The sequence below is a fragment of the Oligella sp. HMSC05A10 genome (assembly GCF_001808335.1).
Lineage (GTDB): Bacteria > Pseudomonadota > Gammaproteobacteria > Burkholderiales > Burkholderiaceae_B > Oligella > Oligella urethralis.
Genome location: NZ_KV792856.1, coordinates 18,168 through 43,855, shown reverse-complemented (window position 1 = coordinate 43,855; position 25,688 = coordinate 18,168). Strand labels below are relative to the sequence as shown.

The following is a 25,688-nucleotide window of genomic DNA, read 5'->3' as shown; positions in this document are numbered from 1 at the left end:
ATTATAACAACGCTTTGTTACTTTTTTCCTAGCGGAGCAAGTCGAGTCAACAAAATTGATATACGAGCGCCACCACTTTTAGCATTCGCTATCTCGATCTTGCCATGATGCTCCTCAATGATTTTACGCACAATCGCCAAACCCAGACCGCTACCAGTTTTTTTCGTGGTGACATAAGGCTCAAAGACATTTTGTAACACATGCTCAGGAAAGCCTGTACCCCTATCTTCAATTATAATACGCACCATATCTTGCTTTTGCTTACTCAGCTGCTCCGATGCCAAGTACTTCGTGCTGATTTTAATACCGGGCTCATCCCCTACTAGCTCCAAGCCTTCCATCGCATCACGGGCATTGGCGAGTAAATTATTCAGAACTTGTCGTAATTGGCTTTGATCGGCCTCAACCAAGGGCAGCTGATCATCCAGACACAGCGCGAGTTGGCGCGACAAAGGCTCTTCCTTGTGCTTTTGTTCCGGATCCCACCCATAGAGTACGGCCACATCTAAAATCAGCGCATTAATATCGACCGCAGTAAACACGGCTGGTGGCGTCCGCGCATAATCACGGAAGTCATTGACCATGTTTTTCAATGAGGTGACTTGATTGATAATGGTATTGGTTGAGCGCAGCAACATGGCCGCATCTTTTTCATCCAGCTTATCCTCTAACTTCATCGCTAAGCGTTCAGCTGAGAGCTGAATCGGGGTGAGCGGATTCTTGATCTCATGCGCCAAACGCCGTGCCACTTCGCCCCAAGCCACGGTGCGACTAGCCGACATCACTTCAGAAATATCATCAAACACCACCAAATAACCCGTGAAATGATTATCTACCATCAAACGTGTACCACGCATTAATAAGGTGGTGATGCGATGCTGATCCAAACTCTCAGTGGAGGTATTGGCCTCATCAAAGTTTAATTCAATCTGCTCTTGCCAATAGTCACGCTCCGACTCGACCGCTGCGTGCTTAGCAAAGGCGTTGCGAATGGCTTTGGTAAATTCATTTAAGCCCTTAATAAACTCCAAAGGGCGCCCCTGCGCAGCGCGTAGCTCCGTACGTAAAATATCACCAGCGCCTCGGTTAACCGTGCTCACATTAAAACGTGTATCAAAAACTATCACGCCAGTGCTGAGACTGGCCATCACGTTTTCTAAATACACATTGGACTTTTCCAATTGCTGACGATTCGACTCCACCTGACGACGCGCTTCATCCAGTTGATAGGTCATCACATTAAAGGAGCGGGTCAACTGAGAAATCTCATCACGCAATTTAGGCTCGGGCAAGGGTCTATAGTCACCCGCCGCCACGGCTTGCGTCCCCTCTGCCAGTGTTAATAAAGGTCGCACCACACGTCTAGCCAAGCTTAATGCGGCCGCTAACGATGCTAATACCGTCATCACCAAGGCTAAGGTTAAGGTAATGGTAAATAAGCGCCGTAAACTGCTGCGCGATAAAGACAACTCCTCGTAATCACGTATCCCCTGCTGCACCTCATTCATATTAAAGGTGACATTATCCGGAATGGCGCGGGTGATTTGTAGCCAATACCCCTCTGCAGGCGTGGCACTAAAGTTTAAACTGTCATAACGCAATTGCTTGGCAACGACTGGCACAATGACCCGAATACGATACAGCGGCTGTTCTGGATCGGAATTCGGCATCAGCTCCGCTTGGGCATAGCTATTTGACAGGCGCAGCTGATTCATCAAGGCAGCCGAAGGTAGCTCCGGCAATAAACTACCAAATCCGGAACCAGCAAAAGCAATCACTCGATTACCCGATGCGCCAGAAAAAACGAGGGCATCAGCGATCACTGGATTGGCCTCACGCTGACGAGCGAGGCTCAACGCCATATCGGAGTCATTTAAACCACTTAGTTCCAAAGACATTAGCCGTGCACGGGTCGCTAAATCCTGCACATAGCCATTCATCGTGGCGCGACCCAAGGATAAACCGGAGTCTAAAGCACTATCCACTTTGACGTTAAACCACGATTCCACTGACTTTGCCATAAATTGCACGGAAATAATGTAAATCAGCACCCCCGGCACCACCGCCATTAAGGCAAAAACAAAGGCAAAACGACTGGTTAAACGGGCACCAAACTGCTTTCTACGAATTTGTCGAATCAAACGTACCATTAAGATGCTGACCCACAACACCATAATCAGTGTCAACACACCGTTTAACATCAACAATAAATCGAATTGCCGCGTCAATCCCGACACATTATCCGTCGCTCGAAATAACATAAACAACAAGGTAATCAGGCTTAACACGCCCAACACCAAGCCTAGTTTCAAAAGCCAACTGATGAGTCGCTGGATTTTTAGATGGATGGTTGAAATAGTAAGCTTTGCCATTCTGATGAAAGTGACCAAACACTGCGGAAATTAAATAAATTAAACTGAAAAGCACCAGGTAATTGGGTCGTATCTAGGTGCAGTCGCAACCTGGCCGTATAAACCTTATCCCGTGCCAAAGGGGCATCCAAGCTCAGGGTCCAAGTCTTGGTGCTACTAATATGCTCTAGCGAATCTTCGAGTGAGATTTCCTGATAGGTACGCTGATTGTCTTTAACACTCCACTGCCTTAGCAATGGTTGATAGTTAATTAACCATGCTTGCGATTGATAAGCGACTTTTTTCTTAAAAAAATACCAATAAGGCTCGCTAATCTCAATCTCATACACAAAGTTTAGCGGCACACCACGTAAGGCAGCATTCACCAACTCAGGGTCTGGCTGTAGCGCCAAATCAGCTTTTAACTGCAGCCGGGGGCCATTTTGTCCTATCTCATAAGCCAGTACCTCAATCGCTTCAACCGTTGCGCCTGAGCTACTCGCCCCGGCTTCATCCTCGTCAGTGGGCTGCGTCGTTTGCGAGCAAGCCGCCACCGCAATACATAGTAGCAGTAGCAACCGCCACCTCAGCTTAAAGAATAATTGCTTAGCTTGCTTCATCATCCGGAAAATCACTGCTAGCGCCAGTCTTTAGTCAGACTTCCTAAAAAGCGCATAAAAGAAACCGTCATGCTTTACTATGCCATGTTCGTCAGGCAATGCCAATAGCTGCCCCAAGGCTGGCAATCGCTGCGCCCCCGGCAAATGCTTGGCTAAATAAGTAGCTTGCAACTCACCCTCTTCAGGAAAAATGGAGCAGGTAATATACAGTAAATGTCCGCCCGCTTTGAGCGTACTCCAGAGGGCCGACACAATGCGTCGCTGCAATGCGGCGGTTTTGTGAACATCCTCAGGACGACGTAGCCACTTGATATCCGGATGACGTCGCACAATACCAGCCGCCGTGCAAGGCACATCCGCCATAATCACATCAAAGGGCTTGCCGTCATACCAACGATCGAGAGCCGCCGCATCAGCTACTACGGTACGAATTTGATAGTGCGGATTATCCGCATGATCGGCTTTGAGCAATTTTAAGCGCGCCAAATTCTCATGCACTTGTGCCAAACGTCGCGCATCCACATCCAAGATACTCATATCCAGATCATAATGCTCAAGCATATGTGCGGTTTTACCGCCAGGCGCTGCACAGGCATCTAGCACCCGCATCCCATCTTTTAATGGCAACATTTTAATGGCCTGCTGGGCCGCCAAGTCCTGTACTGAAAAATGACCTTCGGCATAGCCGGGTATTTGCGGCACAGGGATTGCTTGCTCCAGCATCAGCGCATCCTCATCTAGCTGCTTAGTGCGTATACCTGCCGCTGCCAACTTCGCTTGAAATTGCGCTAAGCTCACTTGACGCCGATTAACCCTGAGGCATAAAGCAGCTGGCTGATTGGCTGCCTGTAAAAGCGCCGCATAGTCCTGAGGATAGGCTTTAGCTAGGGCATCAATCCACCAAGCAGGAAAGTTATAACGCACCTCCACCTGCTGCATCACCTGCGCTACTAAACTCGCCGATTCGCGTTGATAACGTCTTAGGCAGGCATTTAGCAGACCCTTAAAAGGGGCGGTTTTACGATGCAGCGTAGCGGCTTTGACCGCCTGATTCACCAAGGTAAAGGCCTCATATACCGGATAGTCGCTCGCCTGGGGCTCATCCTGCGCCAACTCAGCAAAATCCTCAGCACTTAAGAGTGTCAGTGAAAGCGCTAACAAGGATTTAAACAAGGGGTTCGGCGCTTTTTTACTTAGCAACTGCTCACTTAGGGCTAGGCCACGATGCCAGTGCCTTAACGCAAAAAAACTAAGTGCCTGCACACCGGCTCGATGACGCTCATCCACCGCAGGTAATAAACGGGACAGGGACTGACCTTGCATCACCTGATGGATGACTGTGGCAGTTTCAGCAAGCAGCTCGGATAAAGGGATTTGTGACATAGTTAAGGGTGTGAGAAATTCAGCCTCTAGTTTACTCTGTAAAATGCTAAAATCAGCTTCATCAGTCAAAAATTCAATTCTTTATTCAATAAATTAGCATTAATTATGAACTCTCCAAAAGTCGGCTTTGTCAGCTTAGGCTGTCCTAAAGCCTTGGTAGATTCTGAGCGTATTCTGACGCAATTACGCTTAGAGGGTTATGAAATCTCGCCCACCTATGAGGGCGCTGATGTGGTCGTGGTCAATACTTGCGGCTTTATCGACAGTGCCAAAGCAGAGTCCTTGGACGCAATTGGTGAGGCCTTGGCAGAAAATGGCCGAGTGATTGTGACCGGTTGCATGGGGGTGGAGGAAGATACGATTCGCCAAGTCCATCCGAGCGTCCTATCGGTTACCGGCCCTCAACAATATGAAGAAGTGGTGCGTGCGGTACATGAAGCAGCGCCACCGATGATTGAGCATGACCCCTTTGTGGATTTAGTGCCGCCTCAAGGCATTCGTCTAACACCGCGTCACTATGCCTATCTCAAAATCTCCGAGGGCTGTAATCACTCCTGTGCCTTCTGTATTATCCCCTCCATGCGTGGCCGCTTGGTCAGCCGCCCCATCGGCGATGTGATGGATGAGGCCAAACGCTTGGCTAATGCTGGTGTCAAAGAGATTTTAGTGATTTCTCAGGACACCAGTGCCTATGGTGTGGATGTCAAGTATCGCACCGATTTCTGGCAGGGGCGACCCATCAAAACTCAAATGACAGCGCTGTGCGAGGCCTTAAGTGAGTTAGGCCTGTGGGTGCGCTTACACTATGTTTACCCCTACCCTAATGTGGATGATGTGATTCCATTGATGGCTGAGGGCAAGATCCTGCCCTACTTAGATATTCCGTTTCAGCATGCCAGCCCCAAAATCCTCCGTGCCATGAAACGACCGGCCTTTGAGGATCGCACCCTCGCCCGTATTCATCAGTGGCGTGAGCAATGCCCGGATATCACCATTCGCTCCACCTTTATTGTGGGCTTCCCTGGTGAGACCGAGGAGGACTTCCAGTATTTACTTGACTGGCTAACTGAAGCCCAACTCGATCGTGTGGGCTGCTTTAAGTATTCAGCGGTTGAGGGTGCACCAGCAAATGAACTCGCTGATCCGGTACCCGAGGAGGTGAAGCAAGAGCGCTGGGAGCGCTTTATGGCCCATCAACAAGCCATTTCTGCCGCCAAATTACAAAAGAAAATCGGTACCACCATCGAGGTGCTCATTGATGAATTAAATGAGCAGGGTATTGCCATCGGTCGTTCCGCAGCAGATGCGCCGGAAATTGACGGCGTGGTGTATGTGGATAGTCCCTATGAGCTGGCACCCGGCGATATCGTCAAGTGCGTTGTGACCGATGCCGATGCCTATGATTTATTTGCCGATACCGTTGAGGAAGCCTAAACAAACCACGCCTTGAGTAGCAGTTTTGGCAGGTGAAGCAAAGGGGCGGACGCTTAAACCGCCCGCTCGACCCTGCCATAACCTATTAATTGCGCCAGCCCTGAATAAATTGCTCAGCCGTCTGGCGTCGACCGCCTGCTCGTTGCAGCTCAGTTAAGCGGAGCGCACCTTGACCACACGCCACATCCACCCCCTCTGCTGAGCGCGCCAAAATCGTACCCGGCGCAAGCTCATGTGCTGTCTCAAGCAGCTCAGCCGACCATACCTTCACCGGCTCATCAAAACCCGCTAAATTAACACGCGCACCCGGCACCGGTGTAAAGGCACGAATCCGGCGCTCCAACACCATCGCCGACTCAGCCCAGTCTAATAAGGCATCTTCCTTTGTCAGCTTAGCAGCATAGGTCACGCCCTCCTTCGCCTGCACGCTAGGCTCAAAGGCCGCATCGCCCTCGGCAGCTAATTTAGTTAACACCTCCACGATGGCCTCAGCGCCTAGGCTTGCTAAGGCATCATGCAATTGAGCCGCATTCATACGCCCAATCTTAAGCTGCTTTTCTAATAGCACGGGCCCCGTATCCAAACCGGCTTCCATCTGCATAATACCGATGCCACTATACTCATCACCCGCTTCGATAGCGCGCTGAATCGGTGCGGCACCACGCCAACGCGGCAATAAACTAGCATGAATATTTAAGCAACCATAAGGTGCTAAATCCAAGGTCCACTGTGGCAGAATCAAGCCATAAGCAGCCACCACGATCACATCTGGTTGCACCGCTTTCAATGCCTCCCTGGCTGCTATCGCCTCTTCAGGGTGCTTACCATCTAAACGCAGGCTCAGCGGCTGTATCAGCTCTGCGCCACGCGCTAAGGCCTCCTGCTTCACCGCACTGGGACTTAACTTCATCCCTCGCCCCGCACGCCGATCCGGCTGCGTCATCACGAGAGGAACATCAAAACCTGCATCAGCTATTGCCGCATAAGCTAAGCGTGCAAACTCCGGGGTACCGGCAAATACTACTTTCATCGACTCTTCCTAGCGCATTGTGCGACTTAAGGCTGATCCGGCCAAGGCTGAAATAATTAATAAAAAGCTAATGCCCATACCCTCTTGAAAATGCTCTGGATCATCTGAGGCAAACACCAGCACACCGATATCAGAACGTTCGTCATCTAAAGGCAAAATCGCCACAGAGGCTGGCGTACGCTCAAACCAAGCATTCATCTCCTCAGGATAACTACGACCACAATAGGGCTGCTCCATTTGCTGCACATAGGCTATCAACTCCTGTGATGCGCCATCAAATTGTGACTGAATCTGCTCCGGGCAAGGCCATAGCTTAATGGCTACCTTTAAACCGGGGAAGCAATGCTCTAAACTATCAATACAGAGTTGAGGTAAATAGGCGGCATCATTTTCAGCCAACATATACACACACCATTGCAACAGCGACTGGCTAATGTCCTGATTTTCCATGGCGTATAACGACAATTCTTTTAAATGAAAATCCTGCTTTTTTAATTTACTGCGCAAATCCGCAAGCTGGCGTTGCGCCAATGACAAGGTGCCGCCACCCGTCTCATCCTCGATCGTCATTGACAAAAAAACATCCGCATGATCTTTAAAAAAACTAGGATTTTGTTGTAAAAAATCAGCCACTTCTTGTGCTGTAAATGCGGTCTTGTCCGTCATCTCTAAACCTCTAAACATTGAAATTCACTATGCGCTAACAATTCGTGAAACTAAATTAGCCTCAAGCATCATACTACCAAGACAAAAGGAATACTTAAAGTCAGCGCTCTAAATTTAAACTAAGAAATTAGAAAATGCGGTTGTGTCACCCGTCCAAAGTTGAGCCTAGTAATGGAATCAAAAAAAACCGACGGCCCCTCAACAGAAGAACCGCCGGTTCAACGACATCAGTCTTTAAAAACTACTTTAAGGCGTCTAATAAGGTATCGGCATTTTTCTTAATCATGCCAAGATAGCTAGCACCCTCACCCTCTTTTTCTAAGGCATCGGCCACCAAGGTGCCACCGACCTTCACGCCCGCATCATGTGCCACTTGCTCGATTAAGCGATTATTGGTGGTGTTTTCAAAAAACACAGCCCTAACCCCTTCCTGCTTAAGGCGTTTAGAAACGGCTGCCACTTGTGCCGCAGATGGCTCGCCCCCACTAACACCGGTAACAGGGATTTGCGTCAAGTCATAAGCTTCAGCAAAATAAGCAAAGGCCTCATGATTCGTACCAAAGCGACGTTGTTCCTTAGTTAAGGCAGCAAAGGCTTTTTTAATCTCGGCATCAAGCTGCTTGATTTGAGCCAGGTATTGCTCAGCATTGGCCTCGTAGCTAGTGGCATTCGCTGGATCAGCTTTTTTCAATGCGTTCAGAATATTATCTACGTAAATCACGGCATTTTGAGGATTTTGCCATGCGTGCGGATCCCATTCGCCATGGTTATGCCCATCATGCTCGTGATGATCGTGCTCGTGCTCATGATGATGGTCGTCTTCATGCGCATGATCGTGATCGTGTTCATGATCGTGGTCATGATCGTGATGAATATCATCGAACTTAAGTGGCTTAATCCCCTCACTCACCACCACAGTCTCACCCTTAAAGCCTGACGATTGCTTTAAGCGCTCAGCCCAAGGCTCCAGCTCAAGACCATTAATAAATAGCAACTTTGCGCCCTCTGCAGGCGTTAATTTTTTGACATCACTTGGCTTAGGCTCAAAATGATGCAAATCAACATCATGACCAGCTAAATTGCTAACCACAACGTGTTCACCACCCACATTTTTTACTAAATCACCAATAATACTAAAACTACTGACTACCTTGAGCTGCTCAGCCTGAGCCACAGACCAGTGACCAAAGCTAGCAACGGAGGCGGCCGCTAGCACTGTTAAAATACGCGATAACTTCATATCATCTCCATGTGTTTATAATGGCTGTTTTGAAAAAACTTAGGCTTGATAACGCTTGCGCACACTACCATAAGGACCAAATAGCATGGCCAATACCGTCACAATGCCATTAATTAAAATGATGATGGCTGATGTTGGCAAATCATAAGCATAGGAAATCACTAAACCGACATACTGACAAAACACCCCAACAAGCGGCGCTATAATCAGCTGGAAGCCGAGCGTTCGACCCAAAAAGCGGGCTGTGATAGCAGGTAAAATCACGACGCCCACCACCATCAAAGTACCCAAAATCTGAAATCCTGCAACCAGATTCACTACCAGCAGCACAATAAAAATACTAAACACCCACGAGCGTCTACCCAACTCCACCCTTAAAAACACGGGATCAAAACAATCCAACACTAAGGGTCTATAGATCAAGGCCAAAATCAAAATCGAGACGCTACTGACGCACATCGTGGTGAATAAAGACTCATCACTGATGGACAAAATCGAACCAAAAAGCACATGCATCAGATCCACATTCGTGCCGCGCACGGAAATCAGAAAAACGCCAAGCCCCAAGGAAATTAAATAAAAGGCAGCAAAACTGGCATCCTCTTTTAGACTGGTATGACGGGAAATAAAACCCGCCATTAAGGCCACCACAAATCCAGTGATCAAGCCCCCCAGCAACATCGCTAGCATCGAATTACCGGCCCAGAAAAAGCCCAAAGCAACGCCCGGCAAAATAGCATGCGTCATTGCATCACTAACCAGACTTAAGCGTCTCAAAATCAGAAAAATTCCTAGTGGTGCGGCAATCATGGATAAAAAGATGGCCCCAAACAAGGCGCGCCGCATAAAGGCAAATTCAACAAAGGGCTGTACTAATAACTCATACATCGTCGCCCCCTATCCTATCGCACGACATCGACGTTGTGCGGTACGCATATTAGCCGTGGTAAAGGTCTCTGCGGTCGGCCCCCAAGCCACAACACCACGCCCGATCACTAAGGTTTCCGGGACAATGCGCTGCACCAATTCCTCATCGTGCAAAACAATCAATAAGGTGCGACCGTCACGATGCCATTGCTGCAAAATAGGAATGAGCCCCTCTTGCGTTTCTTCATCAACCGCAGCAAAGGGCTCATCTAAAATAATCAATTGCGCATCACGCACTAATAATCGGGCAAACAAGGCCCGTTGCAACTGCCCACCGGATAAACTACCAATCAAATCCTGCGCCTGCTCTACCAAACCGACTTGGACTAAAGCCTGCATAATCTGCTGACGTTGCGCCGAAGATAAGGATCGAAAGGGGCCTAAATGGCGCCATACGCCCATGCTGACTAAGTCAAAGGTGGTCATGGGAAAATCGCGATCCAACTCGCTTTGTTGCGGCAACAGTGCGATATTACGTTTGAATTCTGGTGCCAACAGAATCTCCCCCGACTTAGGTGCTAACTGACCAGCCAGGGCCTTAATTAAGGTGGATTTGCCTGCACCATTAGGTCCTACAATAGCAGTAAACGAGCCTCTTCTAAAGCCGCCACTAATCTCCTTTAGAATGGTCTGGTTACCCCATGCTAAAGTGACATTATTCAGGCGCAAGACATCACTGCTCATAAAACCCTATAAGCTTAAAACAATAACTCAGAATCACAAGAAATGCATGCCGCAAGATCTCGGCGGCATAAAGACTAAAACAGACGGGTCAAATCCCAACCCATCGCTACAAATACCACGGTCCAAAGCAAAAGCAACACCAAAAACACAGCTGAGGTCCGCTTTAATGCTGACATGGTCAAGCATGAGCGGCAACGACAACCGATGTCATGGACTTGCTGGCTGGTAAAAACGCTGTCAGAACTGTTCATATCAACATCTAAGGAGTTGGATTGTTATAATATAATGTATTATACATAGATTTTGTTTGATTTGTTATATTATAACTAGAACGACTATTTATCAATCCATTCATCTTCGATTTTGGATAGGCACAAAGCAATGATTCAGACTAAAGCTGTTCTACCTCTTGACGACTTTCTTCATCAAGCAGAGACCATTTGCCAGTCTCGGGGTAAGCGCTTAACACCGATTCGTAAGCAGGTATTAGCGCTGATCGTCAGTGATGAGCGTTGTATGAAGGCCTATGAGATTCTTGATCTGATGGTCAAGGACTTCCCTAGCGCCAAGCCTGCCACGGTTTACCGTGCCTTGGAATTTCTTGAAGCCGAGGGCTTTATTCATCGTTTAGATGCGCTTAACGGCTGGACTGCCTGTAATGACATCGAGTTGCACGGACATGATCATAATTTACTGATCGTCTGTACTGATTGTGGCTTAGTATCCGAAGTGGATGTACCAGATGTTAGCCACAAATTACAAGCCTTAATTACGCAAACCGGTTTTGTGCAAAAAAGCGCCCAAACTGAGATTCGTGCCATTTGCAAAAAGTGTAGCCAGCAAAGCGCTTAAACTCCCAGCCGCTGCCCACCCATGAGGCCTAGCCTAGCGCCGGGACACACACTTATGGCAAGATTATTACAATTGCTTAAGTATTTTTATCCCCATTCAGCCTATTTTATTTGCTATATCTCTAAAGCTGTGCTGTAATCTTCTATTAATTTTTGATTTAATTAGAAGAATTGTATGGCTGTTACTGAAAAGCAAGCTGAGCAAATGCTGCCTGTGACCATTCTTACCGGGTTTTTAGGCGCCGGCAAAACCACATTACTTAAACGCATATTAAGTGAGTTTCACGGTCAACGTATTGCCGTGATTGAAAATGAGTTTGGCCCCGAAAGCATTGATAATGAGCTCTTAGTGCAGGAAAGCGATGAGCAGATTATTGAGCTCAATAACGGCTGCATTTGTTGCACCGTTCGCGGCGATTTATTGCGCACGCTGACAGATTTACGCCATAAACGAGAAAGGGGCGAGCTACAGTTTGACCGCGTGATCATTGAAACCACCGGCATGGCCAATCCTGGCCCTGTTTGTCAGACATTTTTTATGGATGACGTGGTGGCCGAATACTACCGTTTAGACGGAGTCATTACGATTGTTGACGCCAAGCACGGGATGGATATTCTTGATCGTCAGAACGAGGCCCAAGCACAAGTCGGTTTTGCCGATCGCATTTTAATCTCTAAAAAAGACCTGGTGACTGAGGATGAGTATGAGCGCTTACGTCAGCGTCTGATTAAAATGAACCCGCGTGTCAATATCACGGCGGTGCATTTCGGTGAGACTGATTTAAATGAATTACTGGATATGAAGGGTTTTAACCTAGACTCGGCGCTAGACATTGACCCCGACTTCCTCAAAGCAGAAGATGAGGCTCACCATCACCACCATGATCATGAATGCGATGAGCATTGCGAGCATGACCATCATCACCATCATCAAGATGATATCGGTGCCTTTGTCTTTAGCTCCGAACAACCCTTTGACCCCTATAAACTGGATGATTTTCTTGGGGGGTTGGTACAGTTTTACGGTCCTGACATGTACCGCTATAAAGGCATTTTATTTTTCAAAGGTGTCCGTCAGCGTATGTTACTCCAAGGCGTACATATGTTATTGGGCACCGAGCCTGGCAAAGCTTGGGGCAAAGAAAAGCCATATAATAAATTGGTTTTTATCGGCAAGAATCTTCCTAAGGATGTATTTCTAGCTGGCCTCAAGAATTGTTTGACTAAGTAATGATGTATGATTGACTATTAGCTGGGAGAATAGCGTAATGGCCAAAGCAAGTAAGCAAACACCTGAAAAATTAGAAGAGTTAGCCGCTACCTTAACAGAGGAGCAGTTATTAGCGATGCCTGAAGAGGATTATATGAATGATCTGCAACTGGCCTTTTTCAAACATCGCTTAAAAGCTTTAGAAAAAGAAATTCTCGACAATGCTAACCAAACCACGGATAATCTACGTGAGACGCAGTACGTACCGGATCCTGCCGACCGCGCTACCATTGAGGAAGAGCATGCGCTGGAACTGCGCACACGGGATCGTGAGCGTAAGCTCCTCAAAAAGGTACAGCAATCGCTTGCTTCAATTGATGAGGGTGATTACGGTTGGTGCGAAGAAACCGGTGAGCCTATCGGTATCCCTCGTTTACTGGCGCGCCCAACCGCTAATTTATCTTTAGAGGCCCAAGAGCGTCGTGAAAAGCGTCAAAAGCAATTCGGTGATTAATTGCTGCACACTTAATTAAGTTGCGCCCTATTCACAGCAACCGAGCTCAAGCTGCCCGTATCATTCGTGTGATACGGGCTTTTTTATTTTGGCATGCGCTCTTGAAAAATCAACAAAGCACTCCATCTAGCCATGACCCTTTATGAAAAATCAAAAAGACATTATGGAACAATTTCACGCTACAACAATTATCTGTGTCCGCCGCGGCAATGAAGTCGCTATTGGTGGTGACGGTCAAGTCACCCTCGGCAATATTGTGATGAAGGGCTCGGCCCGCAAAATCCGCAAACTGCATAATGACACGGTGCTCGCAGGCTTTGCTGGTGCCACAGCGGATGCCTTTACCCTAATTGAGCGCTTTGAAGCCAAACTCATTAAGCATTCCGGTCACTTAATGCGTGCTGCGGTCGAGCTTACTCGCGACTGGCGCACCGATCGTATGCTACGACGTCTGGAGGCGATGCTGATCGTTGCGGATAAGGAGCACACGCTCGTCTTAACAGGTAATGGCGATGTATTGGAACCAGAACACAGTCTTGCCGCCATTGGCTCCGGTGGTGCGTATGCCCAATCAGCTGGTCTGGCACTATTACATAACACCGATCTAGCCCCTGCCGAGATTGTTAAAAAATCGCTAGAAATCGCTGGCGACCTATGTATTTATACCAATCAAAATCACGTGATTGAAACTCTTTAATCTTAAATCGAATTGCTAGAATGACTTATAAAATCAACGAAAGTATCATGACGCCCCAAGAAATTGTGTCGGAATTAGACAAAAATATTGTGGGTCAAACTAAAGCTAAACGCTCCGTTGCAGTAGCCTTAAGAAATCGCTGGCGCCGTCAACAAGTACCCGAGCCTTTACGCCATGAAATTGCCCCTAAAAATATTTTAATGATTGGCCCAACCGGCGTGGGTAAAACAGAAATCGCCCGTCGCTTGGCAAAACTTGCCAATGCACCTTTTATTAAGGTAGAAGCGACAAAATTTACCGAGGTCGGTTATGTAGGTCGCGACGTGGAGACCATTATCCGTGACTTAGTGGATATGTCTGTGAAGCAAACCCGCGAGCAGGAGCTTCAACGGGTGCGTACACAAGCAGAAGAAGCGGCTGAAGAGCGTATTTTAGATGCTATTATCCCGCCCTCCTATGATGCGCAAAACCAGCCTATCCGCCAAGAGGGTGCCGCTCGTCAAAACTTCCGTAAGCGCTTACGTGAAGGGCAAATTGACGATATGGAAATTGAAATCAGTGTTGCCAACACGGTTCAAGCGCTCGATATCATGGGCCCTCCGGGCATGGAAGAAATGACGGAGCAGTTGCGCACCATGTTTGCCGGTCTGCAACGTGATAATACCAAACCTAAGAAAATGACGGTACGTAACGCCTTTAAACTCTTAGTCGAAGAGGAAGCGGCGAAACGTGTAAATGAAGAAGAAATTCGTAATGCCGCCATTCTAAACGCTGAACAAAACGGTATTGTGTTTTTAGACGAGATTGATAAGATTGCCGCACGCCAAGAGAGTCAAGGAGCTGATGTATCACGTCAAGGTGTACAGCGGGATCTGTTGCCGCTGGTAGAAGGCACCACGGTAAATACCAAATACGGTATTGTTAAAACCGACCACATACTCTTTGTCGCCTCTGGTGCGTTCCATCTATCACGCCCATCGGATCTCATCCCAGAGCTACAGGGTCGCTTCCCAATTCGGGTGGAGCTAGAATCCCTCAGTACGGATGATTTTGTAGAGATTCTATCCGCTACCGATGCCTCCCTCACCAAGCAATATAAAGCGCTGCTCATCACAGAGGGGGTGGAGCTGGACTTCACTGAGGATGGCATTCGACGTATTGCTGAAATTGCCTTTGATGTGAATGAAACTACTGAAAACATCGGCGCTCGTCGTCTTTATACGGTGATGGAAAAACTGCTAGAGGATTTATCCTTTAGCGCCACGGCTGCACAAGCCGGCACTGTGGTTACAATCGACACGGCTTATGTCAATGAAAAACTCGATCAGACCGCAGCCGACCAAGATTTAGCACGCTACGTGCTTTAACTGACTGCACTCAAGCCAACAAAATCCGCCACAGCAAACAATGCTTGATGGCGGATTTTTTTGCTTACTAGCTACTTCTTAAGCTCAATCACTTCATATTTATTATCTTGGTGACGCACCTTAAAGCGCACCTGATCACCCGGCTCAATGCCTTGTAAAAGCGCTGGCGACACCTCATAGACTAAGGTCATGGCGGGTAAATTCAAATCTGTAATCGCACCATGCTTAATGGTCACTGTACCCTTGGACGTATCTAGGCGGCGCACCTCACCGCGAGCAGAGGCCTCATCCTGCGCACTACTCATGGTAGCCGCCCCCAACACACCTAAGCCGACCAAAAGACCTGCGAATATCTTTTTCATCTTCATAATTATCACTCCATTAAATCGTACTGACAGTTTAACTCTTGCTACGCTTGGCTATAATAGATTTATTTTCAAAATTACACCCTTTAACAATTTACTCAAGGACTATGACAGATCGCCTCAGTACCATCGTCACCAAAAGTGGTGACCAGGGTAGCACCAGCTTGGCTGATGGCCAACGCTTATGTAAAAGTCACCCGCGCATTGGCGCCATGGGTGATATTGATGAACTAAACAGCCATATCGGTTTATTAATCACAGCACTACAAGGTATGAAGCAGCGCGAAGTACCAGCCCATCTGCGCTTATTGTCATCAATTCAGCATGCTTTATTTGACCTTGGTAGTGAGCTGGCGGTTCCCGGATTCAATGCCTTAAGTCCAATCATCGTCACGACACTAGAAGCGTCCATTGACACCATGCTGCAGCAATTACCACCGTTGCGTGAGTTTATACTGCCTGGCGGCTGCCACCAAGCAGCACAAGCACATATTTGCCGCAGCGTCAGTCGTCGTGCTGAACGCTCCTTAGTCCTCCTTAATCGTGAGGAGCCCGTGAGCGATTTATCCCTGCAATTACTTAATCGCTTATCCGACTATTTCTTTGTGTTAGCGCGTGAACTAAATCGTCTGAACGAGTACCAAGATATTTTCTGGCAAAAAAATGAGCGCTAATGCGTTAAACTTATGCTTAGCTTAGCTCGCTTAAATTCAACCATTCACACATTTGTTACTACAACACATGATCATTCAACACCCGCAACTTAATCCCATCGCCCTCTCCCTCGGTCCGCTGCAAGTGCATTGGTATGGGCTAATGTACTTACTGGCTTTTGCGATTGCGTGGTTTTTAGGGCGGCAACGGATTAAACAAGGCTATTTTGATATTACGCAAAAGCGCTTTGAGGACTTACTCTTTTACGGCATCATCGGGGTGGTTGTCGGAGGTCGCCTAGGCTATGTGCTGTTTTATCAGTTCAGCTACTATCTACGCCACCCCTTGGAAATCTTTGCGGTGTGGGACGGTGGCATGGCCTTTCATGGTGGCTTAATCGGTGTTTTGGTAGCAATGCTTTATTTTGCGCACAAAGAGGGCAAGACTTTCTTTCAACTGGGAGATTTTGTCGCACCCTTAATCCCGCTTGGTTTAGCCTTCGGTCGTTGGGGCAATTTTATGAATGGCGAGCTCTGGGGACGCCCGACCAATGGTAATTGGGGCATGATTTTCCCAATGGTAGATAATGTGCCACGCCACCCCTCACAGCTTTATCAAATGGCCTTAGAGGGGATATTGCTGTTTGTGATTTTATGGTTTTACTCAAAAAAACCGCGCCCCACGGGATGTGTAAGCGCAGTCTTTTTAATCGGCTACGGCGTATTCCGCTTTATCGCTGAATTTGGTCGCGAGCCGGATAGCCATTTGGGCTTATTAAGCTTCAACCTCAGTATGGGTCAATGGCTCTCCTTGCCGATGATATTAGCCGGAATTATTCTTTTTGCCATCAGTATAAGGCAATCTCCCCGCTCACAGTAACCGATACTCGCTCCTTGCCTGCGCTGAGTGTCGGACCACTGTAGTCCTCACTCTGCACCATGGCAGCTTTCGCTACACCTAAGCGCGGTCTAGGTGATTGGACCATACTCGAATCATCTACACGTACCTGCTTAATCTCGTAATTATCAAAACCGAACTCTCTAGTCACTGCTCGTGCTTTGGCTTGGAACGCTTGAATGGCGGCAGCACGAATCTCACTTTCTACACTCTGACGCAGCTCCGTACTCATTTCAAATACGATATTGGATAGCGTCATGTGCTCACTCACCTGCTCCACAAAACGTGTCGCTTCCACCAGATCCTGAGAGCTCACAATCACTTCGCCATTGACCACATAGGTCACCTTGCCAGTGCGCTTAGCGTTGTCATCATAATCCTGCTGCGGCCAAAGATTATAGGTACCGTTTTTAAGCTCCAACTTTTGATTATCTTTACCGCTTGCCATTACCTGATTAATGGCTTTATTGACCGCATCTGACAAGACCTTAGGATCATCGCCACGCGCTTCTTTGCTTAGGGTCAATACCACCCGATCCTGCACCACTTCCTTGGACGAGTCAGCCGCCAAACTGAGCACGGTCCGCTCATCCGCCGTCACACTGGCACTTTGAGCCAAACTTGGCTGCGCCGCCAAAAGCGTAGACAATAGAATCACTAAATGAGATAACTTCATGAATTTCTCCTAGGCTAAATGAAATTATTTTAAAACGATTTGACCTGACACTGACACCCGCACCATTTGCTTACCGGCCTCTAAGGGTGGTGCTTCAGCATAGCCCTCCTCCACACGCTCTGCCGTCATGGCACGTGCCATCATGGGTCGCAACGGTGGTCTTCTAATCGGCGCAGTAGCGGCAGAGTCATTAACATCAATATTACGCACTTCAAAACCCTCATAACCTAAGCCTTTGGCTACGGTTTCAGCCTTGCCTCTAAACGATGCGATCGCCTCTTCGAGGATTTCTTTTTCAATGGTCTGGCGCAACTCGCTTGATACATCAAAGCGAATATCATCCACCAACATATCCTCATGAGAGGCCTCGACAAATTTTAACAACTCATCAAAATTCTTTGAGCGCGCTATCATTTTACCCACTGCCGTGTAGGTAATTTTCTCAATTTGATTAGTATCTTTTTTATACTGAGTGTGTTTACGAACCGAGTAATCCCCAGTCTCTAAGCTCAGCTCAGAATACTCCTTGGCACGTTCTGCCACCCTGCGCATGGCCAGATTCACATCACGTAATAATTGACGCTCATCAGCGCCATCAATTTCCTTAGTCAGGATAACATTAGCGCGATCCTCAGCCACTTCTCGAAAAGCCTCTGCCCCCACCCGCACATACGACTCAGGCTCCCTCTGCTCTGCGGCAAACGCCATTGAGGTGCTCAAGAGTAAGGGAATAAAAACAAGTGCTTTAAAATATCTCATCGTTCACTCCTTGATATGAATACTGCTTAGAGTGAACTAAGGCAAAATAGTTCGATGCCTACTTTTTGCGTGCAATCAACTGTACCACGGAAGATAAGCCTGTATGCCCCTGCCCCTCATGCACCTCACGCTCTAGCTCAGCCAAATGCAGAATATCCATCGCCGCAAAATCGCGTGCTAACTCCTCTGCGCTATACAACAAATCCACATGACTCGGGCCACCTGTCTGATACTGCGGTTGCTTGGTGCTATAGCACTCAAAAATTAACAGACCGCCAGGCTTTAAGCTATCCTGTATTTGCTGATGAAATTGAGCACGCTCAGACTGGTGTATATGACAAAAGATATTAATCACCGCATCCCAAGCATTTGCGCTAAATTGATATTGGCTCAGATCGGCGTGTACGGTTTTAAGCGCCACCCCTCGTGCCTGCGCCAGCTTTGAGGCCTTTTGCAAGCCGGACAAAGCGATATCTAACGCCGTCAGACGGTGACCCTGCTCAGCCAAGAAAACGGCGTTACGTCCCTCACCCTCGCCTAGTGAAAGCACCTTAGAATGTTCAGTCAAATAAGAGCTGGCCTCGACTAAAAAGTCATTTGGCGTGGTACCATAGAAATAATCATCATCACTAAAGCGCTGGTGCCAGATATTATCCAATAGATTGCTCATAGCATAGACCGTGATAGATTGAAAAATACCCAGCACCGTGGAGGCAGTGTTGGGCACTTTATACAAGATGGGTAACCCGCGGTACCGTCAAGGTCGGCATCTCGAACCCAAAAAGTTCAAGTTGGCGGTCGGCTCGTATGATGCGCCGGGATTCTCTGACGAGAGAGATTCACTCCTGCATCTGAGCTAACTACCCTAGCCATAAGCATCGGTAAGAGATGTATAACCAAGGTCACGAATACCGCAGGAAAGCTGTTAAAGCAATGAAGCTTTGTTGGATTTATTATAGCATTGTCAGCCGCTACGTCAAAACGATAAATTGCGCTTACTTGAGACGATTAATACCCTCATCCAGTAAGGCATTAATATGATCCACCTTGGCTTTATAGTCGCCGTACGCAACACCCTGAAACGGTCCCTCGGTCGACTCGGCAGACAATAGTTGCGAGGCTAACTGGATACACGCCATATAAGCAACCCGCTCATTGGTCATCTTGCTGCTTTGCTTGATCATCGTCATTAAATCGTTCGCCTGCTTGACTGCGGCTAACAGCTTGTCCTTTTCGCTAGCTTCGCACGCTAAGGTCAGCTCTTTATCTAAAATCGTAACTTCTAAGTGCTCCATCTACACACCCTCCTGAGTCGCACCACCGGGAAGATTAGCTAACACATGAGCCACCCGGTCTCGCGCATGACTAACACCTGCTCTTAACTGCTCGGACTGCGTTTTTTGCTGCTGTAACTCCGATGTGACGGAGCCTAATTCAGCCTGCACTGCTGCGAGTTGCTGCTTTAATTGCTGATTCTCATCGTTCAACTGCTGCTGATCACTTAAGGCAGACTGCTTAAGCTCATGCAGCTCAGCACTTAAGCGCTGCTGCTCACTGGTCTTGGACTCAAGCGCTGCACGAGTATCTGATAATTGAGTACGAAGCTCATCTAACTGCTGATTAAGCTCATCACGGTCTGTCACTAAGCGCTCACTCAGCTGAACTAACAACTCGACGCGCGCTGCCAATTGATCTAGGTCTTGTAACATAATGGACGTCTAAAAAATAAATAAACAATACGCCTATAAGTTTAACTTAAGCCTGCCAAGGTGGAAAGCAACGATGACAAGTCTTGAGCTTTGCCTATGCCTATGGATGGTCAAAGGCAAGGGCACTGACTAGTACCCTACTAAAAATTCAAGCTCAAGAGCTAATGTTATAACACGCTTGAGCTTGAGGTATATTTAATCAAAAACTAACAATAAGGATTGATTATAAATCAATTACTTAAAGGATTGGCAGGGTCTTCAGCCTGAGTTGGACTAACCGTACCGACCGCACTATCTTGCTCAGGCACTTGCTGATTTAAAGGCACTTCCTTAATGCTAGGCTGTGGGGCAGCAGTTTGTTCAGCAGAGGCGGAAGTTTCAGCAGCAGGTGCCTCACTTGGCGCAGCTTCTGTAGCAGGTGCGGCTTCTTCAGTTGCTGGCGTAGCCTCTTCGGCTGCCGAGTCGGTCGTAGCAGCAGGAGCACTTTCTTCGGTGGCAGATGCATTAGCATCGCTCGTTGCAGCGTCAGAGCTGCTAGCCTCATCACTAGTCGTAGCTTCAGTTGCAGCAGCCTCATCGCTTGCTGCATCATCGCTAGTCGCTGTATCGGTAGTGGCAGCTTCATCAGCTCCGGCGGCGCCATCAAACGCAATACTACCACCGGAAGCATTAACCATAAAGACCACGGCGTTTTTTACCTCATCATCAGATAAAGACAGATCGCCACCCTTGGCAGGCATCGCATTAAAGCCCTCTAAAGAATGCTTAAATAGCGTATCCGCGCCCTGAGCAATACGAGGAGCCCACGCACTTTCATCACCCTTAATCGGGGCACCGGAAAGACCGGTGTCATGACAGGTCATACAGAGTTTGCTATATAATTGCTCACCAGTTAAGGGCTCAGCAGCTTTAGTTTCAGGTAATGGTGCTCCTGTATTGTAGTGAGCAACCGGCGCAATACGACTTAATACCATCTCAGGCGCCATTGATGCTCTGTCAGTACCGCCATTATCCAAATTCATTTTGATCAAAAAGATAATTACGATGATGGGCACAATAAAAACTAATGCGCCTACTTTTAACATTTCGCCGGGTGTTTTGGACCCTTTATGATTGGTAGAACTCATATGCGTTTCCTAGATATCACTTAATAATTATGAGATAAACTTATCCACTAAAAAACTGACAGCGATTGGGAAGTAAACCGCCAAAGCAGGCGACAGTCCCTCTCCCTTTCCTCTCTTAACAGGCTATTATAACTATATCCTTGCGATTTGTAGGAGTTTAATACCTCTTTTTACGATACTTGCTTAAGTGGGCTGAATTTATCCGATAACTTGTAGCCAAAGAAACAACAGCAAGCGCTTTTAAATGCTAAGCCTTAAACTTGAAATGAGAAAATGTGCTTAATTAGCAATCTTCGCTAGCTAAATAGGCTAAAATGGCAGACTTAAAAATAAGTCTTCAAAGTCGCCGTAGTTCAATGGATAGAATTAGAGTTTCCGAAGCTCTCGATACAGGTTCGATTCCTGTCGGCGACGCCAAGCCCCCAATTTCTAGACAACTCTAAGCAAGGCTTAATTAGCTCAAAACCAGCAAAAACAAAGGCTATACGCCCTGTTGGTTTTCTCACAGCACACCATGCCGCATCATAAAATCTCATAAAATATTGGGAGGCATACACCCCAACTGGTTTTTGAATAGGGGCTTTTTTTTGCTTACACCATGTCCGGATAATGCTTCTTGATGGTTTCTCGAAGAAGCGTAAAAAAATTGCTTACCGAAGCGATTTCAACCTCTGGCGAAAACTGCTCCTCAAAGGCAGCATCTAGATCATTACGAAAATCCTCTTCAAAACGGGCAATATCCTCCAATAATTCACGTAATACTATTTCATCCACATACGATACATAATATTCTACGGCCTCCTCGAAAGTATCACAATCACAGATAATAAAGATATCTTGATTGAGATATCCTCCCATTAACTGATATATTTCTTCATATTCATGCATTTAAATCACCATGTTTTGGATACGCTGTTGGTATGTAGTATGGCTTCCCATTATAGTTTTCTGACTTGAGCACTACCCTAATTTTTGAAGTTTGGATGTAGTTGGTAGTTCCTTTCTTAATATATCCCCCCACCTTATAGTTGCTAATTTAATGCTCAATCGTTAACGTTCTTTTCGAACCAGACTTAACCCACTGCGCAATGTAAAGCTTATTCGCATGCAGCGCTTCAGAAATTGCCTGCTCAGCTACCCTTAAGTTAAAAAAAGAACTTGCGGCAGGACCTACTCTCGGATCAGTGGCCAGTCGATGCAAAAGTTCCTTTTCTGCTTTATTAACATGCTTGGAAATTGTATGTCCACCAATCTTAGAACCAGCAACAGCCTCATGTTCAACCAACCTTATTCTACCCGTCCGAATAGCAGCCACCCTAATCGCACCTATAGCAGAGGCGAATCCAACAGGAACTGCCAAATCAACCGTCAGGGCAATTATATTTGCTGTCCCTTTTTCCTTACCTCACATTTCTGCTGTTGCGGCAACTGCTTGAGCGGTTGTTGTGTTGCTTGACTTGCCTGTTATGATTTGATTAAAAGAAGAATGGACCACATCTGCAGCATGCCCTCCAACTACGACACAAGCTGCTTTTGTCAACATAGTAGGATCTGGCGCAGCACACATACCACCAGCGACGAGCATTTGAAGCATGCCACCAGCAAGACCTACCCCTCCCCATAAGCGATTACTCAGCACTTCTCCTTCGCTAATCGAGGCATTATGAAGTATCCCAGCCATCTGAACCGGCGACAGTACTATTTGTAACCCTTCTGCTTCCGTTACCATGAACACACCTCAGTTAATAAATACTGTTGCTCATTCTAACCACTAATTTTTACGCTATTATGATGCCGTTTATTAAGCTTATCCGTTAAAACTCACCCTGTCTTACTAATTGAGACCAAAGCAGCGAATCAAGATTTAAGCAAGGGGTGGAGGGATGTTAACCTTTATCTCCATGAAATCCACCGCTTATACGACACCCAGTTTCACCATTTAGGTACATTATTCCTGTCAGCGACGCCAAGCCCCCTTTCACTGACATTTATAAACGCCCATATACTGTCATACATTTTCTACTTTAAATCACCCTCCTAAGACCTAGATTAGATCGTTATCTTGATGATTTCAGTCTTTTTGCTTGCAACATATAATAAGAATCATTATCATTATTATTAGTAATAAGTTGTGCGATCTATTTACTTACGGTTAAAAGGTTTTTATACCTAGCCATCAGACAAGTGATGCTTGCTCTCAACACAGAGTGTTCAAAACACTGGACACACCACGTCTACACCCACTCTCTTTACCTAAGCTAAACATTGCGATCGAATAACTTGCATTGCCCTTAGTATCCGTTTAAGCATTAATTTTTGTGAGGTTAAGTCGTTCTATGTCGCGCCCGCTATTTAAAGAATCCATCGTCCTAAGCGCCATTTTAACTGCGCTCTCTAGCGCCGCTTATGCGCAAGAGCAAATGGAGCATTTAGGTGAAGTTAACGTTGTTTCTACCTCTGAACTTTTACCACTAGAACCTAGCAACGTTCAGAATGCTTCAATCACATTGCTCGGCATTAAAGACATTGATCGCAGTACCAATCATAGCGCAAGCGACCTTTTCCGCTATACGCCGGGAGTACATTTTGAGCGAAGTAATACAGCCCGCGTTTCAGATATCGTAATTCGAGGTATGGGCGGCGCAGGAAGCGAAGATGGCACAGGTCAGAACCGCATAGCGATTAATATTGATGGCATCCCGGTAAATGATACTTTTGTGCATGGGCATATTACACGCAACACACGAGCAACCTTTGATATCAGCGACCTAAAACAGGTTGAAGTACTTAAGGGACCTGGCGTCATTGGTCCAGGCAAAAGCGGGCTAGCTGGAACGGTTAATTACACCACCAAAGATCCCCAAGACTACTACCAAGATAACAACCGCTACGGTGGTAATATTCGCACGGGCTATGACTCCCAAGATCGCAGTAACTTTATCGGCGGCACCGTTGCTAGTGATTTAAGCGATACGCTATCTGCAATGTTTTCCTTTACACACCGCACCCTACATGAGCTCAAAAACAAGGCCGGACTTGACGTTGTAGGTCCCGACCGCACCCGTAGCAATCCCTCACGCGGCAATTCACAAAACTACTTAGCTAAGTTGGTCTTTCAGCCAAGCAATGCTCATAAATTCACATTAAAGATGGAGCATTTTAGACTCAGCAACCGCATTGATGAGTTAGACAACCAATACGCTCTAACGGGCAATTATGAGGATTACAACAAAAACAAACGCTCCGCCTTTAGCTTACGTCATGACTTTAACGCTAACACCATGTTATTTGATAGCGGTTACTGGCAGATTTACACGCAAAAAAGCAAGCAAACACGCGAACAGGATCTTGCTTACGGTATACCTAGTTATGCCATCACTGGCTATGACGTCAAGAGTAGTGGCGCCCAGCTTGGACTAAGTAAGCGATTGCATACGGGCTCAGTTAACCACAATCTACAGTACGGCTTTAACTATGAGAGAACTTCCACCGAGGTAAGTTGGTTATGGGATGCCAGAGTATTCCGTATGGGCCTTATCAATGCACCGTTCCAACCCAAAACGGTAGTCAATAACTACAATTTCTACCTAGCGGATGACATTGACTTATTAAATGGTCATTGGTTCATCACACCAGGAGTAAGCGTTGGGCACTACAAGCTCAGCCCTAAAGCCACTACGGGCTACGATGATAAAGCTCCATTTACCACAAGCAGCCGCAATTATGTCAATGCAGAAATTGGCACACGCTTTAATCTCAATGACTATAACCAACTCTTCCTATCCTATCGTCAGGGTCTCAGAGCACAGTCATTTGCAGAAATGAACTCAGCTGGCTTCCATAGTAGAAGCTTACCCAACCCAGATCTAAAACCTGAAAAAAGCCGTGGTTTTGAACTAGGTTTACGTAGCTATGGTCGCTATGGCAACCAAACTATTACTGCCTTCCATACCACCTATACCGATATGATTACCAAGACCACTTTTGGCCGCTACCCCAACAACGCTAGTACCATGATCAACAAATCTGGTAAGGTCGTTATCTACGGTCTAGAGTATGAGGGCAACTTAAATCTTGCTGAGGCTTTCGGCACACCTGAGGGTTGGAGCCTGACTGCGGGCTTAGCCTATGCTAAAGGTCGAGATCGCGAACTCGATCAACCATGGTCTGCAGTCGATCCCATTAACGGCTTCCTAAGACTTGGCTTTGATGATCCAAGCGATATATGGGGCGTTGCCACCACATTAAACTTTGCTAAGGGCAAAAAAGAAAAAGATATTGATGCGGAGCAACTCCAAAGTAGTAATGGTTACCGACCTGTTGGTGGCTATGGCACCTTGGACATCACTGGCTACGTACGAATGGCTAAGCACTTCCATATCAATGCGGGCGTTTACAACGTGGGCGATCGTAAATATGTGACATGGAATGATGCACAATCAGCAGCCTTAGTAGGCAATGACTACAACCGCATGACGCGACCTGGTCGCACCTTTGCCATCAACCTACGTTACGAGTTTTAAGCAA

General features: G+C 47.0%; 27 protein-coding genes, 1 tRNA gene, 1 other RNA gene and 1 pseudogene. 10 read left to right on the top strand and 20 right to left on the bottom strand.

All coding sequences use genetic code 11. The features are described 5' to 3' along the window. Nucleotides 1-17: 17 nt before the first annotated feature. The 3 genes from HMPREF3144_RS01860 to rsmB are packed head-to-tail and all read right to left on the bottom strand — an operon-like array spanning nucleotide 18 to nucleotide 4,423. Entirely contained in the window at nucleotides 18-2,324 is a 2,307-nt protein-coding gene (locus tag HMPREF3144_RS01860; protein ID WP_168163047.1) for a sensor histidine kinase, read from the bottom strand. A gap of 14 nt (nucleotides 2,325-2,338) precedes the next feature. Then, complete coding sequence (locus HMPREF3144_RS01855) at nucleotides 2,339-2,974, bottom strand: DUF4390 domain-containing protein (RefSeq protein WP_070475999.1); 636 nt, start codon at nucleotides 2,972-2,974, stop codon at nucleotides 2,339-2,341. Nucleotides 2,975-3,001: 27 nt separating this feature from the next. Next, the gene (gene rsmB / locus HMPREF3144_RS01850; RefSeq protein ID WP_141742705.1) at nucleotides 3,002-4,423 is read right to left on the bottom strand and encodes a 16S rRNA (cytosine(967)-C(5))-methyltransferase RsmB; all 1,422 of its coding nucleotides are present in this window, start codon (nucleotides 4,421-4,423) and stop codon (nucleotides 3,002-3,004) included. Between the two features lie 36 nt (nucleotides 4,424-4,459). Between rsmB and rimO the strand changes: the two genes are divergently transcribed. Next, nucleotides 4,460-5,788, top strand: a complete 1,329-nt coding sequence (gene rimO / locus HMPREF3144_RS01845) for a 30S ribosomal protein S12 methylthiotransferase RimO (protein WP_070475996.1) — start codon at nucleotides 4,460-4,462, stop codon at nucleotides 5,786-5,788. 85 nt (nucleotides 5,789-5,873) lie between these two features. On the opposite strand, the gene fmt is transcribed toward rimO, so the two are convergent. The 6 genes from fmt to HMPREF3144_RS11645 all read right to left on the bottom strand — a co-directional run bounded on the left by fmt (nucleotide 5,874) and on the right by HMPREF3144_RS11645 (nucleotide 10,586). Beyond that, nucleotides 5,874-6,818, bottom strand: coding sequence for a methionyl-tRNA formyltransferase (gene fmt / locus HMPREF3144_RS01840; protein ID WP_018026905.1), 945 nt, complete (start codon nucleotides 6,816-6,818; stop codon nucleotides 5,874-5,876). A gap of 9 nt (nucleotides 6,819-6,827) precedes the next feature. Then, nucleotides 6,828-7,502: a DUF484 family protein gene (locus tag HMPREF3144_RS01835; RefSeq protein ID WP_225792238.1), complete on the bottom strand. Its 675-nt coding sequence runs from the start codon at nucleotides 7,500-7,502 to the stop codon at nucleotides 6,828-6,830. 223 nt (nucleotides 7,503-7,725) lie between these two features. Beyond that, the gene (locus HMPREF3144_RS01830) at nucleotides 7,726-8,724 is read right to left on the bottom strand and encodes a metal ABC transporter solute-binding protein, Zn/Mn family (RefSeq protein WP_070475993.1); all 999 of its coding nucleotides are present in this window, start codon (nucleotides 8,722-8,724) and stop codon (nucleotides 7,726-7,728) included. A 39-nt stretch (nucleotides 8,725-8,763) separates the two neighbouring features. Next, nucleotides 8,764-9,612: a metal ABC transporter permease gene (locus HMPREF3144_RS01825; RefSeq protein WP_048766825.1), complete on the bottom strand. Its 849-nt coding sequence runs from the start codon at nucleotides 9,610-9,612 to the stop codon at nucleotides 8,764-8,766. A 9-nt stretch (nucleotides 9,613-9,621) separates the two neighbouring features. Further along, entirely contained in the window at nucleotides 9,622-10,335 is a 714-nt protein-coding gene (locus HMPREF3144_RS01820; RefSeq protein ID WP_070475990.1) for a metal ABC transporter ATP-binding protein, read from the bottom strand. A gap of 74 nt (nucleotides 10,336-10,409) precedes the next feature. Next, nucleotides 10,410-10,586: a hypothetical protein gene (locus tag HMPREF3144_RS11645; RefSeq protein ID WP_018026910.1), complete on the bottom strand. Its 177-nt coding sequence runs from the start codon at nucleotides 10,584-10,586 to the stop codon at nucleotides 10,410-10,412. A 130-nt stretch (nucleotides 10,587-10,716) separates the two neighbouring features. Between HMPREF3144_RS11645 and HMPREF3144_RS01815 the strand changes: the two genes are divergently transcribed. The 5 genes from HMPREF3144_RS01815 (at nucleotide 10,717) to hslU (ending at nucleotide 14,974) form a co-directional block, all read left to right on the top strand. Continuing rightward, the gene (locus HMPREF3144_RS01815) at nucleotides 10,717-11,187 is read left to right on the top strand and encodes a Fur family transcriptional regulator (RefSeq protein ID WP_018026911.1); all 471 of its coding nucleotides are present in this window, start codon (nucleotides 10,717-10,719) and stop codon (nucleotides 11,185-11,187) included. A 174-nt stretch (nucleotides 11,188-11,361) separates the two neighbouring features. Continuing rightward, nucleotides 11,362-12,417, top strand: a complete 1,056-nt coding sequence (locus tag HMPREF3144_RS01810; RefSeq protein ID WP_048766822.1) for a CobW family GTP-binding protein — start codon at nucleotides 11,362-11,364, stop codon at nucleotides 12,415-12,417. Between the two features lie 37 nt (nucleotides 12,418-12,454). Further along, on the top strand, nucleotides 12,455-12,910 hold the full coding sequence (gene dksA, locus HMPREF3144_RS01805) for an RNA polymerase-binding protein DksA (RefSeq protein ID WP_070469394.1): 456 nt from the start codon (nucleotides 12,455-12,457) through the stop codon (nucleotides 12,908-12,910). Between the two features lie 163 nt (nucleotides 12,911-13,073). Further along, nucleotides 13,074-13,607: an ATP-dependent protease subunit HslV gene (hslV, locus tag HMPREF3144_RS01800; protein WP_026156891.1), complete on the top strand. Its 534-nt coding sequence runs from the start codon at nucleotides 13,074-13,076 to the stop codon at nucleotides 13,605-13,607. Nucleotides 13,608-13,639: 32 nt separating this feature from the next. Then, a complete protein-coding gene (hslU, locus tag HMPREF3144_RS01795; protein WP_036558909.1) occupies nucleotides 13,640-14,974 on the top strand; it encodes an ATP-dependent protease ATPase subunit HslU in 1,335 nt (444 codons plus the stop codon). Between the two features lie 71 nt (nucleotides 14,975-15,045). On the opposite strand, the gene HMPREF3144_RS01790 is transcribed toward hslU, so the two are convergent. Beyond that, nucleotides 15,046-15,342 carry a copper-binding protein gene (locus tag HMPREF3144_RS01790; protein WP_018026916.1) on the bottom strand — a complete coding sequence of 99 codons (297 nt, stop codon included), beginning with the start codon at nucleotides 15,340-15,342 and terminating at the stop codon, nucleotides 15,046-15,048. A gap of 104 nt (nucleotides 15,343-15,446) precedes the next feature. Between HMPREF3144_RS01790 and HMPREF3144_RS01785 the strand changes: the two genes are divergently transcribed. Both HMPREF3144_RS01785 and lgt read left to right on the top strand, forming a co-directional pair. After that, nucleotides 15,447-16,013 (top strand): cob(I)yrinic acid a,c-diamide adenosyltransferase, encoded by a 567-nt coding sequence (locus tag HMPREF3144_RS01785; protein ID WP_070475986.1) that lies wholly within the window; start codon nucleotides 15,447-15,449, stop codon nucleotides 16,011-16,013. Nucleotides 16,014-16,083: 70 nt separating this feature from the next. Next, a complete protein-coding gene (gene lgt, locus HMPREF3144_RS01780; protein ID WP_070476063.1) occupies nucleotides 16,084-16,872 on the top strand; it encodes a prolipoprotein diacylglyceryl transferase in 789 nt (262 codons plus the stop codon). On the opposite strand, the gene HMPREF3144_RS01775 is transcribed toward lgt, so the two are convergent. The 7 genes from HMPREF3144_RS01775 to HMPREF3144_RS01745 all read right to left on the bottom strand — a co-directional run bounded on the left by HMPREF3144_RS01775 (nucleotide 16,841) and on the right by HMPREF3144_RS01745 (nucleotide 21,161). Next, nucleotides 16,841-17,566: an SIMPL domain-containing protein gene (locus HMPREF3144_RS01775; RefSeq protein WP_048766820.1), complete on the bottom strand. Its 726-nt coding sequence runs from the start codon at nucleotides 17,564-17,566 to the stop codon at nucleotides 16,841-16,843. The two genes, lgt and HMPREF3144_RS01775, sit on opposite strands and share 32 nt — an antisense overlap. A gap of 24 nt (nucleotides 17,567-17,590) precedes the next feature. Continuing rightward, nucleotides 17,591-18,325 (bottom strand): SIMPL domain-containing protein, encoded by a 735-nt coding sequence (locus HMPREF3144_RS01770; RefSeq protein WP_070475983.1) that lies wholly within the window; start codon nucleotides 18,323-18,325, stop codon nucleotides 17,591-17,593. A 58-nt stretch (nucleotides 18,326-18,383) separates the two neighbouring features. Further along, nucleotides 18,384-18,995, bottom strand: coding sequence for a class I SAM-dependent methyltransferase (locus tag HMPREF3144_RS01765; protein WP_168163046.1), 612 nt, complete (start codon nucleotides 18,993-18,995; stop codon nucleotides 18,384-18,386). 69 nt (nucleotides 18,996-19,064) lie between these two features. After that, nucleotides 19,065-19,248, bottom strand: a non-coding RNA gene (ssrS, locus tag HMPREF3144_RS01760) — 6S RNA. Between the two features lie 72 nt (nucleotides 19,249-19,320). Beyond that, complete coding sequence (locus HMPREF3144_RS01755) at nucleotides 19,321-19,620, bottom strand: cell division protein ZapA (RefSeq protein ID WP_048766818.1); 300 nt, start codon at nucleotides 19,618-19,620, stop codon at nucleotides 19,321-19,323. Then, nucleotides 19,621-20,034, bottom strand: coding sequence for a hypothetical protein (locus HMPREF3144_RS01750; RefSeq protein WP_070475979.1), 414 nt, complete (start codon nucleotides 20,032-20,034; stop codon nucleotides 19,621-19,623). Nucleotides 20,035-20,264: 230 nt separating this feature from the next. Next, on the bottom strand, nucleotides 20,265-21,161 hold the full coding sequence (locus tag HMPREF3144_RS01745; protein WP_070475975.1) for a c-type cytochrome: 897 nt from the start codon (nucleotides 21,159-21,161) through the stop codon (nucleotides 20,265-20,267). A gap of 342 nt (nucleotides 21,162-21,503) precedes the next feature. Here HMPREF3144_RS01745 and HMPREF3144_RS01740 point away from each other — a divergent pair. Next, nucleotides 21,504-21,578, top strand: a tRNA-Arg gene (locus tag HMPREF3144_RS01740). Nucleotides 21,579-21,752: 174 nt separating this feature from the next. Here the strand turns inward: HMPREF3144_RS01740 and HMPREF3144_RS01735 are convergent. The 3 genes and pseudogenes from HMPREF3144_RS01735 to HMPREF3144_RS11755 all read right to left on the bottom strand — a co-directional run bounded on the left by HMPREF3144_RS01735 (nucleotide 21,753) and on the right by HMPREF3144_RS11755 (nucleotide 22,890). Beyond that, nucleotides 21,753-22,049 carry a contact-dependent growth inhibition system immunity protein gene (locus tag HMPREF3144_RS01735; protein ID WP_018026925.1) on the bottom strand — a complete coding sequence of 99 codons (297 nt, stop codon included), beginning with the start codon at nucleotides 22,047-22,049 and terminating at the stop codon, nucleotides 21,753-21,755. Continuing rightward, nucleotides 22,042-22,476, bottom strand: a pseudogene (locus HMPREF3144_RS11835) (RNase A-like domain-containing protein). The gene HMPREF3144_RS01735 and the pseudogene HMPREF3144_RS11835 overlap by 8 nt, the downstream one beginning before the upstream one ends. Before the next feature lie 90 nt (nucleotides 22,477-22,566). Then, on the bottom strand, nucleotides 22,567-22,890 hold the full coding sequence (locus HMPREF3144_RS11755) for a hypothetical protein (protein WP_018026927.1): 324 nt from the start codon (nucleotides 22,888-22,890) through the stop codon (nucleotides 22,567-22,569). A 589-nt stretch (nucleotides 22,891-23,479) separates the two neighbouring features. Between HMPREF3144_RS11755 and HMPREF3144_RS01725 the strand changes: the two genes are divergently transcribed. Then, nucleotides 23,480-25,684: a TonB-dependent hemoglobin/transferrin/lactoferrin family receptor gene (locus HMPREF3144_RS01725; protein ID WP_141742704.1), complete on the top strand. Its 2,205-nt coding sequence runs from the start codon at nucleotides 23,480-23,482 to the stop codon at nucleotides 25,682-25,684. The last annotated feature ends 4 nt before the right edge of the window (nucleotides 25,685-25,688 follow it).

What these genes read in the sequence shown, in the direction of transcription:
- HMPREF3144_RS01785 (WP_070475986.1), top strand. Translation starts at nt 15,447, where the DNA reads ATGACAGATCGCCTCAGTACCATCGTCACCAAAAGTGGTGACCAGGGT.
- HMPREF3144_RS01770 (WP_070475983.1), bottom strand. Translation starts at nt 18,325, where the DNA reads ATGAGATATTTTAAAGCACTTGTTTTTATTCCCTTACTCTTGAGCACC.
- HMPREF3144_RS01855 (WP_070475999.1), bottom strand. Translation starts at nt 2,974, where the DNA reads ATGATGAAGCAAGCTAAGCAATTATTCTTTAAGCTGAGGTGGCGGTTG.
- HMPREF3144_RS01750 (WP_070475979.1), bottom strand. Translation starts at nt 20,034, where the DNA reads ATGTTACAAGACCTAGATCAATTGGCAGCGCGCGTCGAGTTGTTAGTT.
- dksA (WP_070469394.1), top strand. Translation starts at nt 12,455, where the DNA reads ATGGCCAAAGCAAGTAAGCAAACACCTGAAAAATTAGAAGAGTTAGCC.
- HMPREF3144_RS01790 (WP_018026916.1), bottom strand. Translation starts at nt 15,342, where the DNA reads ATGAAGATGAAAAAGATATTCGCAGGTCTTTTGGTCGGCTTAGGTGTG.
- HMPREF3144_RS11755 (WP_018026927.1), bottom strand. Translation starts at nt 22,890, where the DNA reads ATGGTAACGGAAGCAGAAGGGTTACAAATAGTACTGTCGCCGGTTCAG.
- HMPREF3144_RS01775 (WP_048766820.1), bottom strand. Translation starts at nt 17,566, where the DNA reads ATGAAGTTATCTCATTTAGTGATTCTATTGTCTACGCTTTTGGCGGCG.
- HMPREF3144_RS01830 (WP_070475993.1), bottom strand. Translation starts at nt 8,724, where the DNA reads ATGAAGTTATCGCGTATTTTAACAGTGCTAGCGGCCGCCTCCGTTGCT.
- HMPREF3144_RS01815 (WP_018026911.1), top strand. Translation starts at nt 10,717, where the DNA reads ATGATTCAGACTAAAGCTGTTCTACCTCTTGACGACTTTCTTCATCAA.
- HMPREF3144_RS01835 (WP_225792238.1), bottom strand. Translation starts at nt 7,502, where the DNA reads ATGTTTAGAGGTTTAGAGATGACGGACAAGACCGCATTTACAGCACAA.
- HMPREF3144_RS01745 (WP_070475975.1), bottom strand. Translation starts at nt 21,161, where the DNA reads ATGAGTTCTACCAATCATAAAGGGTCCAAAACACCCGGCGAAATGTTA.
- HMPREF3144_RS01825 (WP_048766825.1), bottom strand. Translation starts at nt 9,612, where the DNA reads ATGTATGAGTTATTAGTACAGCCCTTTGTTGAATTTGCCTTTATGCGG.
- HMPREF3144_RS01755 (WP_048766818.1), bottom strand. Translation starts at nt 19,620, where the DNA reads ATGGAGCACTTAGAAGTTACGATTTTAGATAAAGAGCTGACCTTAGCG.
- HMPREF3144_RS11645 (WP_018026910.1), bottom strand. Translation starts at nt 10,586, where the DNA reads ATGAACAGTTCTGACAGCGTTTTTACCAGCCAGCAAGTCCATGACATC.
- HMPREF3144_RS01765 (WP_168163046.1), bottom strand. Translation starts at nt 18,995, where the DNA reads ATGAGCAATCTATTGGATAATATCTGGCACCAGCGCTTTAGTGATGAT.
- HMPREF3144_RS01735 (WP_018026925.1), bottom strand. Translation starts at nt 22,049, where the DNA reads ATGCATGAATATGAAGAAATATATCAGTTAATGGGAGGATATCTCAAT.
- HMPREF3144_RS01820 (WP_070475990.1), bottom strand. Translation starts at nt 10,335, where the DNA reads ATGAGCAGTGATGTCTTGCGCCTGAATAATGTCACTTTAGCATGGGGT.
- hslV (WP_026156891.1), top strand. Translation starts at nt 13,074, where the DNA reads ATGGAACAATTTCACGCTACAACAATTATCTGTGTCCGCCGCGGCAAT.
- HMPREF3144_RS01810 (WP_048766822.1), top strand. Translation starts at nt 11,362, where the DNA reads ATGGCTGTTACTGAAAAGCAAGCTGAGCAAATGCTGCCTGTGACCATT.
- rimO (WP_070475996.1), top strand. Translation starts at nt 4,460, where the DNA reads ATGAACTCTCCAAAAGTCGGCTTTGTCAGCTTAGGCTGTCCTAAAGCC.
- fmt (WP_018026905.1), bottom strand. Translation starts at nt 6,818, where the DNA reads ATGAAAGTAGTATTTGCCGGTACCCCGGAGTTTGCACGCTTAGCTTAT.